Source organism: Streptomyces malachitofuscus (genome assembly GCF_055571035.1).
Map to the genome: position 1 here is coordinate 174,799 of NZ_JBVIGA010000004.1, position 15,011 is coordinate 189,809.

Consider the following 15,011-nt stretch of genomic DNA (forward strand, 5'->3'; position numbering starts at 1 on the left):
CCAGGATGCCCCACCCCCGCGATCGATCATCGATACTTCGGAGTAACGTGCACGAACGGAGCAGGCGCCGGGACCCGGCACCCTGCCACAGCCGTAAGCAGTAGCGAAAGGGACGATGTGACCGACATCGAACGCGTCGGAGTGGTGGGCTGCGGTCAGATGGGCGCGGGAATCGCCGAGGTGTGCGCCCGGGCCGGACTGGACGTCATGGTCGCCGAAACCACCGGCGAAGCCCTCGAGATCGGCCGTACCCGGCTGTTCAACTCCCTGTCGAAGGCGGCCGAGCGCGGCAAGATCACCGAGGACGAGCTGGCGGCCACGCAGGCCCGGCTGAGCTTCACCACGGACCTCGGCGAGTTCGCCGACCGTGACCTCGTGATCGAGGCCGTGGTCGAGAACGAGCAGGTCAAGACCGAGATCTTCCAGGTCCTCGACCAGGTGGTGACCCGGCCGGACGCGATCCTGGCCTCCAACACCTCCTCCATCCCGCTGGTGAAGCTGGCGGTCGCCACCTCGCGGCCCGACCACGTCATCGGCATCCACTTCTTCAACCCGGCCCCGGTGCAGAAGCTCGTCGAGCTGATCCCGGCGCTCACCACCTCCGAGGGCACGCTGAGCCGGGCCCAGGTCTTCACCGAGAAGGTGCTGGGCAAGCACGCGATCCGCGCCCAGGACCGCTCCGGCTTCGTGGTGAACGCCCTGCTGATCCCGTATCTGCTCTCCGCGATCCGGATGTTCGAGTCGGGCATCGCCAGCCGCGAGGACATCGACAACGGCATGGAGATGGGCTGTGCCCACCCGATGGGCCCGCTGAAGCTGTCCGACCTGATCGGTCTGGACACGGTGGCCTCGGTCGCGTACTCGATGTACGAGGAGTACAAGGAGCCGCTGTACGCCGCTCCCCCGCTGCTCCAGCGGATGGTCGACGCGGGCCGGCTGGGCCGCAAGAGCGGCTCCGGGTTCTACACATACGGCTGAAATCCCACGGCCGGGAGTCAATTGGGGCGAAGCCCATGTGGCCGCGCCGTCCGGCGGGCAGGATGGCACGGTGCTTCCACCAAGGACGGCCTGGTCACGCCTGGCGATGTTCGGCTGCTCGTTACTGGCTGCCGTGTATGTGACGGGCTTCTACCTCAGCTCGGCGGACGGGGCGTTGCTGTCCGCGCAGATCGCCGAGGGGCGGATCGACCGGCTGTCGTCCTATCAGCTGGGCGGACTGGTGGCCGGTGTGATCGCCACCGCACTGGTACTGTCTGCCGTCCTGGCCGCCGTTCCCCAGGGCGTCCAGGACAGCAGGTCGTACTGGCGTGTCACCCGACTGCTGCGGACGTGGCACCGCCGGCGGCGGGACCAGTTGCGGCTGCAGTGGTCACGGCAGCGACGACGGGTCGAGGCCGACATCGCGTTACGCGGTCCCGTGTGGTGGTCCGGCACCCCCAACGACCAGGCGGAGCGCACGATCCGGGTGGACCGGATGGCCGAGACGCTCGCCGTCCGTTATCCGACCGACGACGCCCTGGTCCAGGCGACCGTGGTGGGCAATGTGCTCGCCGCCGCGCGCCAGCGGATCGAGGACGTCTACGCGCTGGACGTCCTGCTCAGCTGGCCGCGCCTGTACCCGGTACTGAGCCGGCGGATGCGCTCGGCGGCCGCCATGCAGCGCGCCGCTCTGGACGCGTCGGTGTCGGCGTGGGCGCTCGCCCTGCTGGTGCTGTGCGCGGTCCTGCCGGCGAACCTGGTGTGGGACAAGTACGACGTGCACGCCTGGGCGGCTCCGGCCGCGGTGGTGATCGCGGCCCGTATGGCGGCGGTACGGGCCGCGGTACGGTACGCGACCACCGTGCGGGTGGCCTTCGACCTGCACCGGTTCGACCTGTACGAGGCCCTTCACCTGCGCGCTCCGGCCGATCTGGGCGAGGAGCAGGAGACCAACCGGGCCCTGTCCCGGCAGTGGCACCCGTACGGAGCGGCCCGGGTGCGGCACCCGGCCCGGACCGGGGGCGTGCCGCGCGTGCCGTCGCCGGCCGGCCCGGACGAGGCGTGGTGGCATCTCCCGGACGGTGACGTGACCGTGGGACGGGGTACCGCGGCGCCGGGCCGCGCCACGGCGGAGGACGACGCGGACGACGCGTGGTGGGTGACGGTGGGGGACGACGACGCGTCCGCGTCGCGCGTCGGGATGCCGGACCCCCCGCCTCCCCCGCCCGTTCCCGGGGCCCAGGGGCCGGTCTGGACGCAGCCCCCGTCGGGGGACGAGCACGGGGCGCGGACGGTGCCCGGGTCACCGGCGGACGGGGAGACCGGACCGGACGGGGCCGAGACGCGGCAGAGCACCACGGAGGCGGAGCAGGCCGCGCAGAAGACGGAGGAGGACATCCAGAACCTCGCCTCCGCCGCCCGTGTCGGCGCGACCCTGGCCGCGGGCGGGACGATCGCGGCCGGAGTGACGAGCGGCGTGGTGGCGACCGGTGGACTGGGCACCGTGGCGGGCGGGGTCATCCTCTCCGCGGTCGCGACCTGGCTGAGCCTGCAGAAGTCGAAGAACGCCCCACCGGTCCCCGACACGGACGAATCCCCCCTGCCCGCCCTCGGGTACGAGCACCGCGAGCCCGGCCCGTCGCTGCGGATCGAGGACTCCAGCCTGCGCAAGGCGCTGGATCCGCCGGCGCCCGTGGCGTTCCGTGGCGCCGTCGCGGTCACCGTGGAGGACGCGGTCGGGGCCGAGGTCGTCGACGGAGAACCGGAGTGGCGGCTGCGGCCGGGGCGGCCCGCGTCCCTCGTCGTCCTCCTCGGCCTGGGTGCCATGGAGCAGGGCGCCCCGCAGGCGCTGCTGGACGACGCCCCGGGCATCGCGGACGAGATGCTGGTGGTGGCGGGCCGGTCCGCGGGGCTCGTGGAACTGGACGTCGTGCTGGACGCACCGTTCCTCGCCGTGACGCCGGGCCGGCACACCGTGCGTCTTCGGCAGGGCACGGACGGAGCCACCGGAGGCACCCGGTGCCGGCACACGTCGGCGCTGACGGCCCAGGAGCCGGGCACGTACGACATCCGGGTCGCGGTGTACGCGTCGGGCCGGCTGGTGCAGGCACTGCCCGTGACCGTCGTCGTCGAGGACGGAGACGCCGACGGCTCGGCCTCTTCCGCCGGACGCGAGCGGCCTGAGGACCTCGTGTGACACGCCAGGCCGGATCACCGAACGTCACGATCGCCGCCCACGGTGACCGGAGCGGTCACCGGTTCCTGCTCACCGGGCCGGACGAAGCGGAGGAGCCGCTCATCCTGGAGGTGGCCGACGGGGACGTGCTGCGCCACTGCACCGCGGGGTTCGCCCGGAGCGTGCAGCGCACGCGGGCGTTCTGGCTGCGGCCGTCCCGTCTTCCGCTCCAGGACGCCGGTTCGTCGCTCCAGCAGCTCGCCGCCGCGGGGCGCGTGCTGCTGACCAGCGTGCTGCGCAACGCCCGGGAGATCCATGACGAGCTGGGGGTCCGGATGCGCCGCTGGTGCCCCACCTGGGGGGACGAGGACGGAGTCGTCCCGGTCCTCCATGTGCAGGCGGGCACACCGCAGTGGCTGCCGTGGGAGCTGCTGCCGCTCTTCGACCTCCACTGGAACGACCGCGTCGGGGACCACACCGAGCTCTGGCGGGCCGCCCGGATCTTCCCCGGACTGAGCACCGTGACGGAACGCGCCATGGAACGGCCGGGACAGGACGTGGGGCTGCGGGTCTCCGGTGGACGGCTGCCCCTGCGCTACCTCTGGCACGCGGGGTATCCCGGTGCGCAGGGCGAGTTGGGCTTCTTCCGCAGCCGTCCGGCCATCGCGCTGGACGGACCGTATCCGGGGGACGACGAGCCGTACCCCGGGCTGCATTCGTTCGCCCGGCATCTGGCGGACCCGGGGCTCGGCCCGGACGGCCGGCGGATGAATCACCCGCACCAGGTGCTGCACATGTCGTGCCACACCACGGTCACCGGCGACCACGGCGAGGCGGCCGGCAGGCTGGTGTTCCACCTCTCGTCCACGGCGGAGAGCGAGAGGGCGGTGGACGTGGAGGTCCACAAGGTGCTGTCCGACCTGATCCCGGCCTGGGCCGCGGCGCCCAGGACCGTCGGCGGGCTTCCCCTCGTCTTCCTCAACGCCTGTTCGACCGCCCTCCATGATCCGCTGACCCTCCGGTCCCTCATGGAGCCGTTCGTCAAGAACCGCAACCCGAGTGTGATCGGCACGGTGGCCCAGCTGCCGGACCGGATCGCCGAGTACTTCTCCCGGAGGTTCTACGAGGCACTGCTCGGCGGGCGGACCGTCGGCGAGTCCCTGCACACCGCGAAGTGGGACCTGCTGCAGACCCGGCGCAACCCCGTCGGGCTGCTGTACGCCCTCTACGGTGTCTCCACCCTCCAGGTGACGCCCGTGCCGGTGTCGGCGGCGTCCTGATCCCGGTTCTCCGCACAGCGAGGAAAGGCAGCACGATGCAACAGGTCAGCAGTGTTCCGGAGGCGTTCTGGAACGAGATCCGGGGGCGCAACGAGCGGCTGCCGGTGTGGCTTCCCGGCACGCCCATGGAACTGGGTGACGTGGGACGCTTCACCGGCAGCGGCTGGACCAAGTTCACCACGCTGGAGAGCCTGGGCGTGTCCGCACGCCCGGAACCGGAAGGCACGATGGGTGACTTCGAGTACGCGTCCCACGACGGGGTCCGCCGTACCGGTGCCCTCTCCGGCACGGCCGAGACCGCCGTCGCGGCCGGCCGGGGCGCCGTCACCTACAGCTTCGAACGGGAGGGCTCCTTCGTGTTACGGGCCACCGGGGCGACGGTGCACCGGCTGGCGGACCTGCTCGATGTGGAGGAGGCCGTGCTGGAGCTGTACCGGCGCAAGCAGTGGAAGCGGGACTGGGTGGTGGTGACCGAGGTCGTGATGAGCGGGCCCAGCCTGGTGCTCGTGTCCGCGGGGCGCCAGGCCAGCGTCACCGTGCGGATGAGCGGCGACACCGCGGTCGTCCCCGGGGCCCCTGGCGTGGCGGGCGCGGCGGCGAGGGCGCGGTTCGCGGTGGAGGAGCCGAGCAACATGGCGGCGAGCTTCGACGGCCCGGAGCGTACGGCACTGCTGTGGCGCGGCTTCCACGTCTCGGATCCGCTCTTCCGGAGGCCCCGGTTCGTCGAGCGGGGGGGCGGGGACGGTCCCGGTGCGGGCCAGGAGGGCGGAGGCCTCGCCGACGGGGCAGGGCCCTCCCAGGAGCCGTACTGCGAGGAGGTCGGGCACCTGCTGGACCTGGCGGAAGCGGGAGGCTGACGCGGGTACCGCCTCCCGCTCCCTCGGTGACCGGGGCCGCGTGTCAGCGTCCGTCCTGGCCGAGCCGGAGGTGGTGCAGCAGGAGTAACGCGGCGGCCATGTTGGCGGCCGGGACCTCACCGGCGGCGACCAGGTCGGGGACCACCTTCAGGGGCACCCACTCACGGCGGTCCGACTCGAAGTCGTCCACTGGGTGTCCTACGTACTCGCCCTCGCCGGCCCAGTAGATGTGGTGCCGGGCGTCGGTGAGTCCGTTGGACGGCTCGACGCTCATCAGGTGGTGCAGGGGTCCCGGCCGCCAGCCGGTCTCCTCCTCCAGCTCCCGTGCCGCGGCCCCGGCGATGTCCTCGCCGTCCTCGACCACGCCCGCCGCGAGCTCCCAGCCCCAGCTGTCGGTGATGAAACGGTGCCGCCACAGCAGCAGGACCTCGTTGGCCTCGTTCACCACCGTGGCCACGGCGACCGGCCGCAGCCGTATGAGGAAGTGGTCGAGGTGCCTGCCGTCCGGCAGTTCGACATCAGCGAGATTGACGCTGAACCAGCGGTTTGAGTACACAGGCTGTTCGTTCTGTTTCGTCCACTGCATGGTTCTGCCACCTTCCGACGGGTCAGGGGCAATATCGCAGCAGCACCCCTCCCGGCAGCAGGCGCACGGGAGGCCGCCCGCGGCGCAGGGGAAGGCGCGGCGGAGGCGCACGGCGGGCGGCGGCGTCCTGAACTGCGCACGTGCGGACGGGTTGTCAGAGCGGTACCCGCAGCGCCCCGTCGATGAGTTCGGCCGCCTCGGCCGTGCCCGAGCAGCCGCTGCGCACGAGGTGCTCGCGCACCGCGCGCAGCCGGTCGCGCAGCCGCTGCGACTCCATTCCCCGGGCCTGTTCGGCCATCTGCACCGCGATGACCACCGCCTTGTCGGCATTTCCCTGACGCAGTTCGATGGTGCTCAGCATGGCCAGCCGGTGCACCCGGCCCCGGTCGTGCGCCGGGTTGTCCACGGCCGCCGCGGCGTGCTCCCCGGCCGCCGCCAGCTCGCCGAGGCTCAGCAGTGCCTCCGCCACCTGGACGTTGACCAGTCCGGGCTGGACGTAGCCGGTCTCGTCGGGTTCGTAACCACGCCGGATGCGTTCCGCGGACTGCTCGGCCCGCCGGATGCAGGACAGGGCGCTCGAGCCGTCGCCGAGGTGGGCGTAGGCCTTGGCCTGCATCGCGTACAGGTCGGAGGCGAGCGCCGGGGTGATGTCGGCGCCGGCGGCGCGCAGCGCGGCCTCCGCGAAGGCGACGGCCTGCCGGTACTCCCGCATGAACAGCGACTGGTTGACGAGCAGCGCGATCACATAGGCACCGAGCCCTCGGTCCCCGCTCGCCTTCGCCAGCCGGAGCGCCTGGTGGAAGTAGCGCTGGGCCAGACCGTGCGCGTCCGAGTCGTACGCGCAGATGCCGGCGATGGCGACCAGACCCCCGGTGGCCCGGTGCAGCTGACGGCCGGTGGCGTCGGTGTAGCTGCCGCGCAGCAGCGGTGCGGCCTCGGTGTTGAGGAAGCCGACGATCCGGGAGCGGGTCGCCATGCCGCCGGCCTTGCGGTACATCTGCTCGTAGTGGGTGCGGGCGGCACGCAGCATGTCGAGGTCGCCGGGGGTGACCCGGTGCCGGCCGCCACGGGAGACGTCCACGTCCTCGGGCGGGTTCTCCCACTCCCACACGGGCATCACGGCGGGCGTGCCGGTGACCGCGGGCGCGCCGATGATGTGCGGGCGGCGCTGCTGGTCGGAGCGCCACAGCGCGGTGGCCCGCTCGACGAACCCGGAGAGGGAGCCGGTGTGCGGGACGGCCGGTTCGCCGGGCACACCGAGTCCGATGTCGTCGAGGGTGACCTGGCGTCGCAGCCGGGCGGCGAGCACCTCGCAGATCAGGTCGGGCACCTGTCCCCGGGGACGCTGTCCCTTCAGCCACCGCGCCACGGCGGTGTGCTCGTATCTGAGGGCCAGACCACGGGCCCGTCCGGCCTGGTTGACGTGCGCGGCGAGGCCGGCGTGCGAGATCCCGGCCTCGTCCAGGATCGCGTCGAGCAGAGTATTGGGCTGCATGCGGGCCCCCCGGTGGCTCAGTGCGGACAGGTTAGTGGCTGACCGTTCACACGGGGTGTGAACGGAGTGCTCGGATCCGTAGTGTGCGCGCACTGTCGCGGAGAGTTTCCAACCGGTTGACTGAATTGCCTCGAAAGAGGCCGGCCGGGCCGCCGGCTCCCCCTCGTACAGTGCGGCGGCCCGTTTGCGCGCCGTCCGCCCGGCTGCCTGCCCGACACTCCGTGGCGGGGCGGACGGCCCCGCCGGCGGAACCGGAGGAAGCCGCGGCGGGGCCCGTCGGAGACCGGGTCACTCCGTGGAAGCGGAAGGCAGCCGGCCGGTTCCGGGACGGGCGGGCGGTCCCGCGGGAAACCGCAGGGGGTCGGCGGAGGTCCGGGCGCAGGGGCGCAGTTCCGGGACGGGGTGCCGGGCATGCCGCTCGTTCCTGAGGACCAGCAGCGCCACGTCGTCCTTGAGCGGGCCGACCGAGTGCCGCAGCAGCGCCGCGAGGACCTTTCCCAACACCGCCTGGGGCGTGGGAGGACGGGCTCGAGCGGCCTCGGTGAGGATCTCCGGCAGCGGGAAGAAGCGGCCCTCGGCGTCCCGGGCCTCCTCGGCCCCGTCCGTGTGCAGGACGAGGGCGTCGCCGGGCAGCAGGCGTCCGCAGGGAACGACGGACAGGTCGGACGGCAGCGGGAAAGGGCCGAGGGGCGGGAGCGGATCCGTGCGGGCGAGCGGTTCGGCCCGTGCCCCGGTCAGGAGATGCGGCCAGGGATGCCCGCAGTTCAGGGCCCGCATCTCACCGTCCGGGAGCATCTCGAGCAGCAGTACGGTGACGAACTCCTCGCCCGCCTCGGGGTCCGCGGTGCCGCCCGCCGGGTCGTGCCCGTCGTGGGCCCGCTCCCGCAGGTGCCGCGCCATCGCCCGCTCCAGCCGGCGCAGCACCCCGGCCAGCTCGGGCTCGTCGTGGGCCGCCTCGCGGAAGCTGCCGAGGACGGCGGCGACGGTGCGTACGGCGCCGAGGCCGTGTCCGCGGACGTCGCCGATGACGGCCCGCACACCGTGCTCGGTGGCGACCACCTCGTACAGATCGCCGCCGATCCGGGCTCCCCGGTCGGCGGACAGATGGACGGCGGCGACGGCCAGCCCGTCGACCCGCGGCGGCGGTGGCCTCAGCACCACGCTCTGCGCGGCCTCCGCGATCCTTCGGGCCCGCCGCAGTTCGCGCAGCAGTCCGCGCCGGACGTGCATCACGAGGCCGGTCCCGATCGCGCACAGGACGGCGCTGCTGACCAGCCGGGCTCCGAGGGCGTCGTCCCGGGCGAGCGGGCAGGTCAGCCGGTAGGCGACCGCGGCGGCGCCCCAGGCCGTGGGTACGGCGAGGGTGAGCGCCCGTGAGACGAGCCGGGGTGGCACCCTGCGGGAAGCCCCGGGCTTGAAGCGGATCATGCCGATGGCCCCCCATATAGGCCCGGACAGCGCAGACCGGCCTCGAGAGGCCGGTCCGATTCTGTCGACCGCATGACCCGATCCGGACGTATCGCCCGGAATAGTCACCCGAACGAGTGAGGTGACCCTGGATGGCGTCGCCCCCGCTCCTCGAACGCCGGAGGGGCTGACACACCAGCCCGTCCGGCATTCGAGGACGAGGCCCGTTCAGGGCCGAAAGGGGGAGGCTGAGGGGCGTCAGCTCCTCAGTACCGCGCCGGTGCGGTCGGTCGCCAGGGCGACCGCCGCTTCGCGGGCCGCCGACGCCTCGTCGACGGTCAGCGTGCGGTCGTCCGCGCGGAAGCGCAGCGCGTACGCCAGGGACTTGCGGCCCTCGCCCAGCTGCTCGGCGTTCTCGTACACGTCGAACAGGCGGATGGACTCCAGCAGCGCCCCCGCGCCCTCGCGCAGCGCGGCCTCGACGTCCGAGGCCGGCACGAACGCGTCGACGACCAGCGCGACGTCCTGGGTGGCGACCGGGAAGGTGGAGATGCCCGGCGCCTGCGGGGTGCCGTCGCCGACCCGCTCCAGGACGTCCAGGTCCAGCTCCATCGCGCAGCTGCGCGCGGGCAGACCCAGGGTCTTCAGGACGCGCGGGTGCAGCTCGCCCGCGTGGCCGACGACGCGCTCGGCGCCGTCGACGGTGACGGTCAGCTCGGCGCAGCGGCCCGGGTGCCACGGCCCGTACTGGCCCTTGCGGATGCCCAGTTCGGCACCGGCCTCGCGGGCGACGGTCCGGGCGGCCTCCACCGCGTCGGCCCAGTCGGCCGGACGGCCCTTGCCCCACCAGCCGGCCTGCTCACGGGCGCCGGCCAGCACCACGGCGACGTGCCGGGGCTGCTCGGGCAGCGCCGCGTTCAGCGCGGCGATGTCGTCCTCGCCGGGCCGGCGGTCGACGGGCAGGTTCGCGGCGACCGTCCGCTCGTCGTGCGGCCGGAAGACCAGGCCGGTCTCGAACAGCGCGAGGTCGTGCGAGCCCCGGCCGTCGTTGCGGCGCAGCGCGCCGAGCAGTCCCGGCAGCAGCGAGGTCCGCAGGGCGGGCTCCTCGTCGCTGAGCGGGTTGACGAGCTTGACGACACGGCGGGCCGGGTCGTCGGCCTCCAGACCGAGCTGGTCGAAGACCTGCTCACTGACGAACGGGTAGTTCGGCGCCTCGACGTAGCCGGCCCCGGCGAGCGCGCGGCCGACGCGGCGGTGCAGCCGCTGGCGGGCGGTCAGGCCCCGGCCGGCGGGCGGCCTGGGCAGGGTGGAGGGCAGGTTCTCGTAGCCCTCCAGCCGGATGACCTCCTCGGCCAGGTCGTTCGGGTCGGTGAGGTCGGGCCGCCAGGACGGCACGGTGACGATCAGCTCGTCCTGCCCGTACACGTCACAGCCGACCTCCTGGAGGCGGCGTACGACGGTCTCCCGGCCGTACGCCACACCCGCCACCTTGTCCGGGTGGTCGGCGGCGAGGGTGATGGTGTGCGGTGCGGTCGGCGCGATGACCTCGGTGACGCCGGCCTCGGCGGTGCCGCCCGCGAGCAGCACCAGCAGGTCCACGGTGCGCTGCGCGGCAGCGGCGGCGGCCTGCGGGTCCACTCCGCGCTCGAAGCGCCGGGAGGCCTCCGAGGACAGCTTGTGCCGGCGGGCGGTGCGCGCGACGGACACCTGGTCGAAGTGGGCGGCCTCGATCACCACGTCGCTCGTCGCGTTCTCGGCGTCGGCGTGGTCCGCGATCTCGGTGTCGGCGCCGCCCATGACGCCCGCGAGTCCGATGGGGCCGCGGTCGTCGGTGATGACGAGGTCCTCGGCGTGCAGCTTCCGCTCGACGCCGTCGAGGGTGACGATCTTCTCGCCCTCCTCGGCCCGGCGTACGCCGATGGTGCCCTGGACCAGGTTGCGGTCGTAGGCGTGCAGCGGCTGGCCGAGTTCCATCATCACGTAGTTGGTGACGTCGACGGCGAGCGAGATGGGGCGCATGCCGACCTTCTGCAGGCGTCGCTGCAGCCAGATCGGGGAGCGCGCCTCGGGGCTGAGGCCGGTCACCGTGCGGGCGGTGAAGCGGTCACAGCCGGCCGGGTCGGAGACCTTCACCGGGTAGCCGAAGGCGTTCGGTCCCGGCACGTCGAGCAGCGCCGGGTCACGCAGCGGCAGGCCGTAGGCGATGGCGGCCTCGCGGGCGACGCCCCGGATGGACAGGCAGTCGCCGCGGTTGGCGGTGACGGCGATGTCCAGGACCTCGTCGACCAGCTCCAGCAGCTCGATGGCGTCCTTGCCGACCTCGGTCTCGGGCGGCAGCACGATGATGCCGTGGCTGCCGTCGTCGCCCATGCCCAGCTCGTCGCTGGAGCAGATCATGCCGTGGGAGACCTTGCCGTAGGTCTTGCGGGCGCTGATCGAGAAGCCGCCGGGCAGGGTGGCGCCGGGGAGGACCACGACGACCTTGTCGCCGACGGAGAAGTTCCGGGCGCCGCAGACGATCTCCTGCGGCTCACCGGTGCCGTTGGCCTGACCCACGTCGACCGTGCAGAAGCGGATCGGCTTCTTGAAGCCCTCCAGCTCCTCGATGGTCAGCACCTGGCCGACGACGAGGGGCCCCTTGAGGTCGGCGCCGAGGTGCTCGACGGTCTCGACCTCCAGCCCGGCCGAAATGAGCTTGGCCTGTACGTCACGGCCGGTCTCCGTCGCCGGCAGGTCGACGTACTCCCGCAGCCAAGAAAGCGGGATCCGCATCAGATCTCCATCCCGAACGGCCGGGTGAACCGGACGTCACCCTCGACCATGTCTCGCATGTCCTCGACGTTGTGGCGGAACATCAGCATCCGCTCGATGCCGAACCCGAAGGCGAAGCCGCTGTACTTCTCCGGGTCGACGCCGCAGGCGGTGAGCACCCGCGGGTTGACCATGCCGCAGCCCCCGAGCTCGATCCAGCCCTCGGACGAGCAGGTGCGGCAGGGCCGGTCGGGGTTGCCCACGGACGCGCCCTTGCAGACGTAGCAGAGCATGTCCATCTCGGCGCTCGGCTCGGTGAAGGGGAAGAAGTTCGGCCGCAGCCGGGTCTTCATCTCCGCGCCGAACAGCGACTGGACCATGTGGTCCAGGGTGCCCTTGAGGTCCGCCATGGTCAGACCCTCGTCGATCGCGAGCAGCTCGACCTGGTGGAAGACCGGGGTGTGCGTGGCGTCCAGCTCGTCGGTGCGGTACACCCGGCCGGGGCAGATCACGTAGACCGGCAGCTCCCGGTCGAGCGCGGAGCGGATCTGCACGGGCGAGGTGTGGGTGCGCAGCACGACGCCGGACTCGGTGCCGCCCTGAGGGCCCTCCACGAAGAACGTGTCGGCCTCGCCCCGGGCCGGGTGGTCCGGGCCGATGTTGAGGGCGTCGAAGTTGAACCACTCGGCCTCGACCTCGGGGCCCTCGGCGACCTCGTAGCCCATGGCCACGAAGATGTCCTCGATGCGCTCGGAGAGCGTGGTGAGCGGGTGCCGGGCGCCGGCCGGTACGCGGTCGTGGGGCAGTGTGACGTCCACGGCCTCCTCGACCAGGACGCGCGTGTCGCGCTCGGCCTCCAGCTCGGCCTGGCGGGCGGCGAGGCCCTTGCTCACGGCGCCGCGGGCCTGGCCGACGCGCTTGCCCGCGTCCGCCTTGGCGTGCGGGGGCAGGGCGCCGATCTCGCGGTTGGCCAGGGCCAGCGGGGAGGTGCCGCCGGTGTGGGCGACCTTGGCCTCCTGGAGCGCGTCGAGGGAGTCCGCGGCGGCGAAGGCGGCGAGCGCCTCGTCCCGCATGCGCTCGATCTCTTCCGGTTTCAACGCCTCGACCTCGACAGGGTCGTACGACTTATTCGGTGCCGACATCTCTTCCCGTGCTTCCGATTGGCTGGCTGATGGTCCCCGTCATCGACTCGTGGACGACTCGTCCGTCGCGCGTCTTGGTGTCGTCGCGGCTTTCGTCCTCGGGACGCAAAGGTGCCAAAGGCCGAGTCTAACGGGGTGAGGGAACGCGAAGGCGCCCGTGGGGGCCGTCGGCGTCTCAGGTGAGATACGCCGGTGCCGCCACGGGCAACGTAAATCGGAACTGGGCGCCGCCGCCGGAGGCGCGTCCGACCGTGATGGCGCCGCCGTGGGCTTCGACGATGCCCTTGACGATGTACAGCCCGAGGCCCGTCCCACCGCGCTTGCTGCCCCGCCAGAAGCGGGTGAAGACGCGGTTCATGGACTCCTCCGGAATGCCGGGCCCCTCGTCGCTCACCGTGACCGACGTGCCGGCGTCCTCCCGTTCGCGCGGGGACGCCGAGGGCGTGATGTCAATCGTGACGGTTCCCTCGCCGTGGCGCACCGCATTTTCCAGCAGGTTGCTCAGCACCTGGTCGACCTTGTCGGGGTCGGCCCACAAATCGGGCAGCGGGTGCTCCACGCGCAGCAGGAAGCGGTCGGCCGGCTGTCCCGCGGCGACGTAGGCCTGGATGTGGCGTCCGACGGCGGCCCCGATGTCGACGGGCTGGCGGCGCACCTCCAGGCGTCCGGAGTCGATGCGCGATATGTCGAGCAGCTCGGCGATGAGCCGGGTGACGCGGTCGGCGTCGGCGTCGACGGTCTCCAGCATCAGCCGCTTCTGGTCGTCGGTGAACCGTTCCCACTTGGCGAGCAGGGTGGCGGTGAAGCCCTTGACGGAGGTGAGCGGCGAACGCAGTTCGTGGGCGACGGTGGCGATCAGCTCGGCGTGGCTGCGCTCGGTGCGGCGCCGGGCCTCGGTGTCACGCAGGGTGACGACGACCCGGCGGACGGGTCCGGTGGGCCGGGTGCGGACGTAGCGTGCGGAGACGAGGACCTCGCGGCCGCCGGGGAGCAGCAGATTGCGTTCGGGCTGGCGCACGCGGATGGCGAGACCGCCGTAGGGGTCGGTGAGCTGCCACCAGCGGCGGCCCTCCAGGTCCTCTAACGGCAGGGCGGTCTCCAGACTGCGTCCGAGGGCCTGTTCGGCGGGTACGGCCGTGATGCGCACGGCAGCCGCGTTGAAGCAGACGACACGTCCGTTCTCGTCGGCGACGACGAGCCCGTCGGGCAGTTGGTCGGGGTCGATGCCGAGTTCGGCGAGATCACCGGGCCGGGGCGCGGGCGGGCGCGCGGCCCGCTGTGCTCCCGGTGCGCTGCTCGTGCCGACGCTCATCCCCGTACCCCACCTCTCCGAACTTCCTCGGGGCGCCCCGTGCTCGGGACCGGCCGAGAGCTTGGGGAGGGTCCCCGGGCTGGTCAGCCTACTAGTTCATGGTGACGGAGCGGCACCCTCCGGCGGCGCGCTGTGCACGTGCCGACGCGTAGAGACATACGGCGGCGGCGGTGGCCAGGTTCAGACTCTCCGCTTTTCCGTGGAGGGGAACGCGGACGACGGCGTCGGTGAGGGCCCGGGTCTCCTCGGGAAGTCCCCAGGCCTCGTTCCCGAACACCCAGGCGGTGGGGCCGCCCATGGTGCCCTTGTCGAGCTCGTCGTCGAGGTCCCGGTCACCGGCGCCGTCCGCGGCGAGCAGCCGCACGCCCACGTCCCGCAGTCCCGTGACGGCCTGCTCGACGGGGACGCCGACGGCCACGGGCAGATGGAACAGGGAGCCGACGGAGGCGCGTACGGCCTTGGGGTTGTACAGGTCGACGGAGGCGTCGGTGAGGACGACGGCCTCGGCTCCGGCGGCATCGGCGCACCGCAGCACGGTGCCGGCGTTCCCCGGGTCGCGTACGTGTGCGAGGACGGCGACCAGCCGGGGCCGGGCGGCGAGGATCTCTCCGAAGGGCGTGTCCAGGAACCGGCAGACCCCAACGAGGCCCTGGGGCGTGACGGTGGTGGAGATGTCGGCGACGACCTGCTCGGAGGCGAGGTGGATCCGGGCGCCGGCGGCCCGTGCGGCCCCGATGATGTCGGCGTACCGCTCGGCGGCCTCGGGCGTGGTGAACAGTTCGACGAGCGTCGCGGTGTCCCCGCTCCGATGCCCGGCGGCCTCCCGCACGGCCTGCGGCCCCTCGGCGAGGAACAGCCGCTCCTTCCCCCGGAAGTTCCGCTTGCCGAGCCGCCGGGCGGCAGCGACACGGGAGGAACGGGGGGAGATCAGCTCGGGGCTGACGGAGGGCATCTTCTTCGTCACCTTCGGGAGTACTCGACACACGGCGGTGCAACTCCCCGGGGGCGTGGGGAACTGCGCGATCGG

11 protein-coding genes are annotated in these 15,011 nt (G+C 72.6%); 4 read left to right on the forward strand and 7 right to left on the reverse strand.

From position 1 onward, the window contains the following. Positions 1 to 117: 117 nt before the first annotated feature. The 4 genes from ACZ44S_RS07515 to ACZ44S_RS07530 all read left to right on the forward strand — a co-directional run bounded on the left by ACZ44S_RS07515 (position 118) and on the right by ACZ44S_RS07530 (position 5,291). Positions 118 to 978: a 3-hydroxybutyryl-CoA dehydrogenase gene (locus tag ACZ44S_RS07515; protein WP_190166350.1), complete on the forward strand. Its 861-nt coding sequence runs from the start codon at positions 118 to 120 to the stop codon at positions 976 to 978. A gap of 70 nt (positions 979 to 1,048) precedes the next feature. Beyond that, complete coding sequence (locus ACZ44S_RS07520; protein ID WP_466925529.1) at positions 1,049 to 3,175, forward strand: hypothetical protein; 2,127 nt, start codon at positions 1,049 to 1,051, stop codon at positions 3,173 to 3,175. After that, positions 3,172 to 4,434 carry a CHAT domain-containing protein gene (locus tag ACZ44S_RS07525; protein WP_466925531.1) on the forward strand — a complete coding sequence of 421 codons (1,263 nt, stop codon included), beginning with the start codon at positions 3,172 to 3,174 and terminating at the stop codon, positions 4,432 to 4,434. The genes ACZ44S_RS07520 and ACZ44S_RS07525 overlap by 4 nt, the downstream gene beginning before the upstream one ends. Positions 4,435 to 4,469: 35 nt before the next feature. Next, entirely contained in the window at positions 4,470 to 5,291 is an 822-nt protein-coding gene (locus ACZ44S_RS07530; protein ID WP_466925533.1) for a hypothetical protein, read from the forward strand. A 43-nt stretch (positions 5,292 to 5,334) separates the two neighbouring features. Here the strand turns inward: ACZ44S_RS07530 and ACZ44S_RS07535 are convergent, their stop codons facing one another. From ACZ44S_RS07535 to ACZ44S_RS07565, 7 genes are all read right to left on the reverse strand, one after another. Continuing rightward, positions 5,335 to 5,877 carry an NUDIX hydrolase gene (locus ACZ44S_RS07535; RefSeq protein ID WP_466925536.1) on the reverse strand — a complete coding sequence of 181 codons (543 nt, stop codon included), beginning with the start codon at positions 5,875 to 5,877 and terminating at the stop codon, positions 5,335 to 5,337. 154 nt (positions 5,878 to 6,031) lie between these two features. Next, entirely contained in the window at positions 6,032 to 7,372 is a 1,341-nt protein-coding gene (locus tag ACZ44S_RS07540) for a transcriptional regulator (RefSeq protein ID WP_466925537.1), read from the reverse strand. 288 nt (positions 7,373 to 7,660) lie between these two features. After that, positions 7,661 to 8,800, reverse strand: coding sequence for a PP2C family protein-serine/threonine phosphatase (locus ACZ44S_RS07545; RefSeq protein ID WP_466925540.1), 1,140 nt, complete (start codon positions 8,798 to 8,800; stop codon positions 7,661 to 7,663). 237 nt (positions 8,801 to 9,037) lie between these two features. Continuing rightward, the gene (gene pheT / locus ACZ44S_RS07550; RefSeq protein ID WP_466925542.1) at positions 9,038 to 11,551 is read right to left on the reverse strand and encodes a phenylalanine--tRNA ligase subunit beta; all 2,514 of its coding nucleotides are present in this window, start codon (positions 11,549 to 11,551) and stop codon (positions 9,038 to 9,040) included. Next, positions 11,551 to 12,672, reverse strand: coding sequence for a phenylalanine--tRNA ligase subunit alpha (gene pheS / locus ACZ44S_RS07555; RefSeq protein WP_466925543.1), 1,122 nt, complete (start codon positions 12,670 to 12,672; stop codon positions 11,551 to 11,553). The genes pheT and pheS overlap by 1 nt, the downstream gene beginning before the upstream one ends. Positions 12,673 to 12,847: 175 nt before the next feature. Continuing rightward, a complete protein-coding gene (locus tag ACZ44S_RS07560) occupies positions 12,848 to 13,984 on the reverse strand; it encodes a sensor histidine kinase (protein WP_466925546.1) in 1,137 nt (378 codons plus the stop codon). Between the two features lie 91 nt (positions 13,985 to 14,075). Next, entirely contained in the window at positions 14,076 to 14,936 is an 861-nt protein-coding gene (locus ACZ44S_RS07565) for a TrmH family RNA methyltransferase (RefSeq protein WP_466925548.1), read from the reverse strand. Between the last annotated feature and the right edge of the window lie 75 nt (positions 14,937 to 15,011).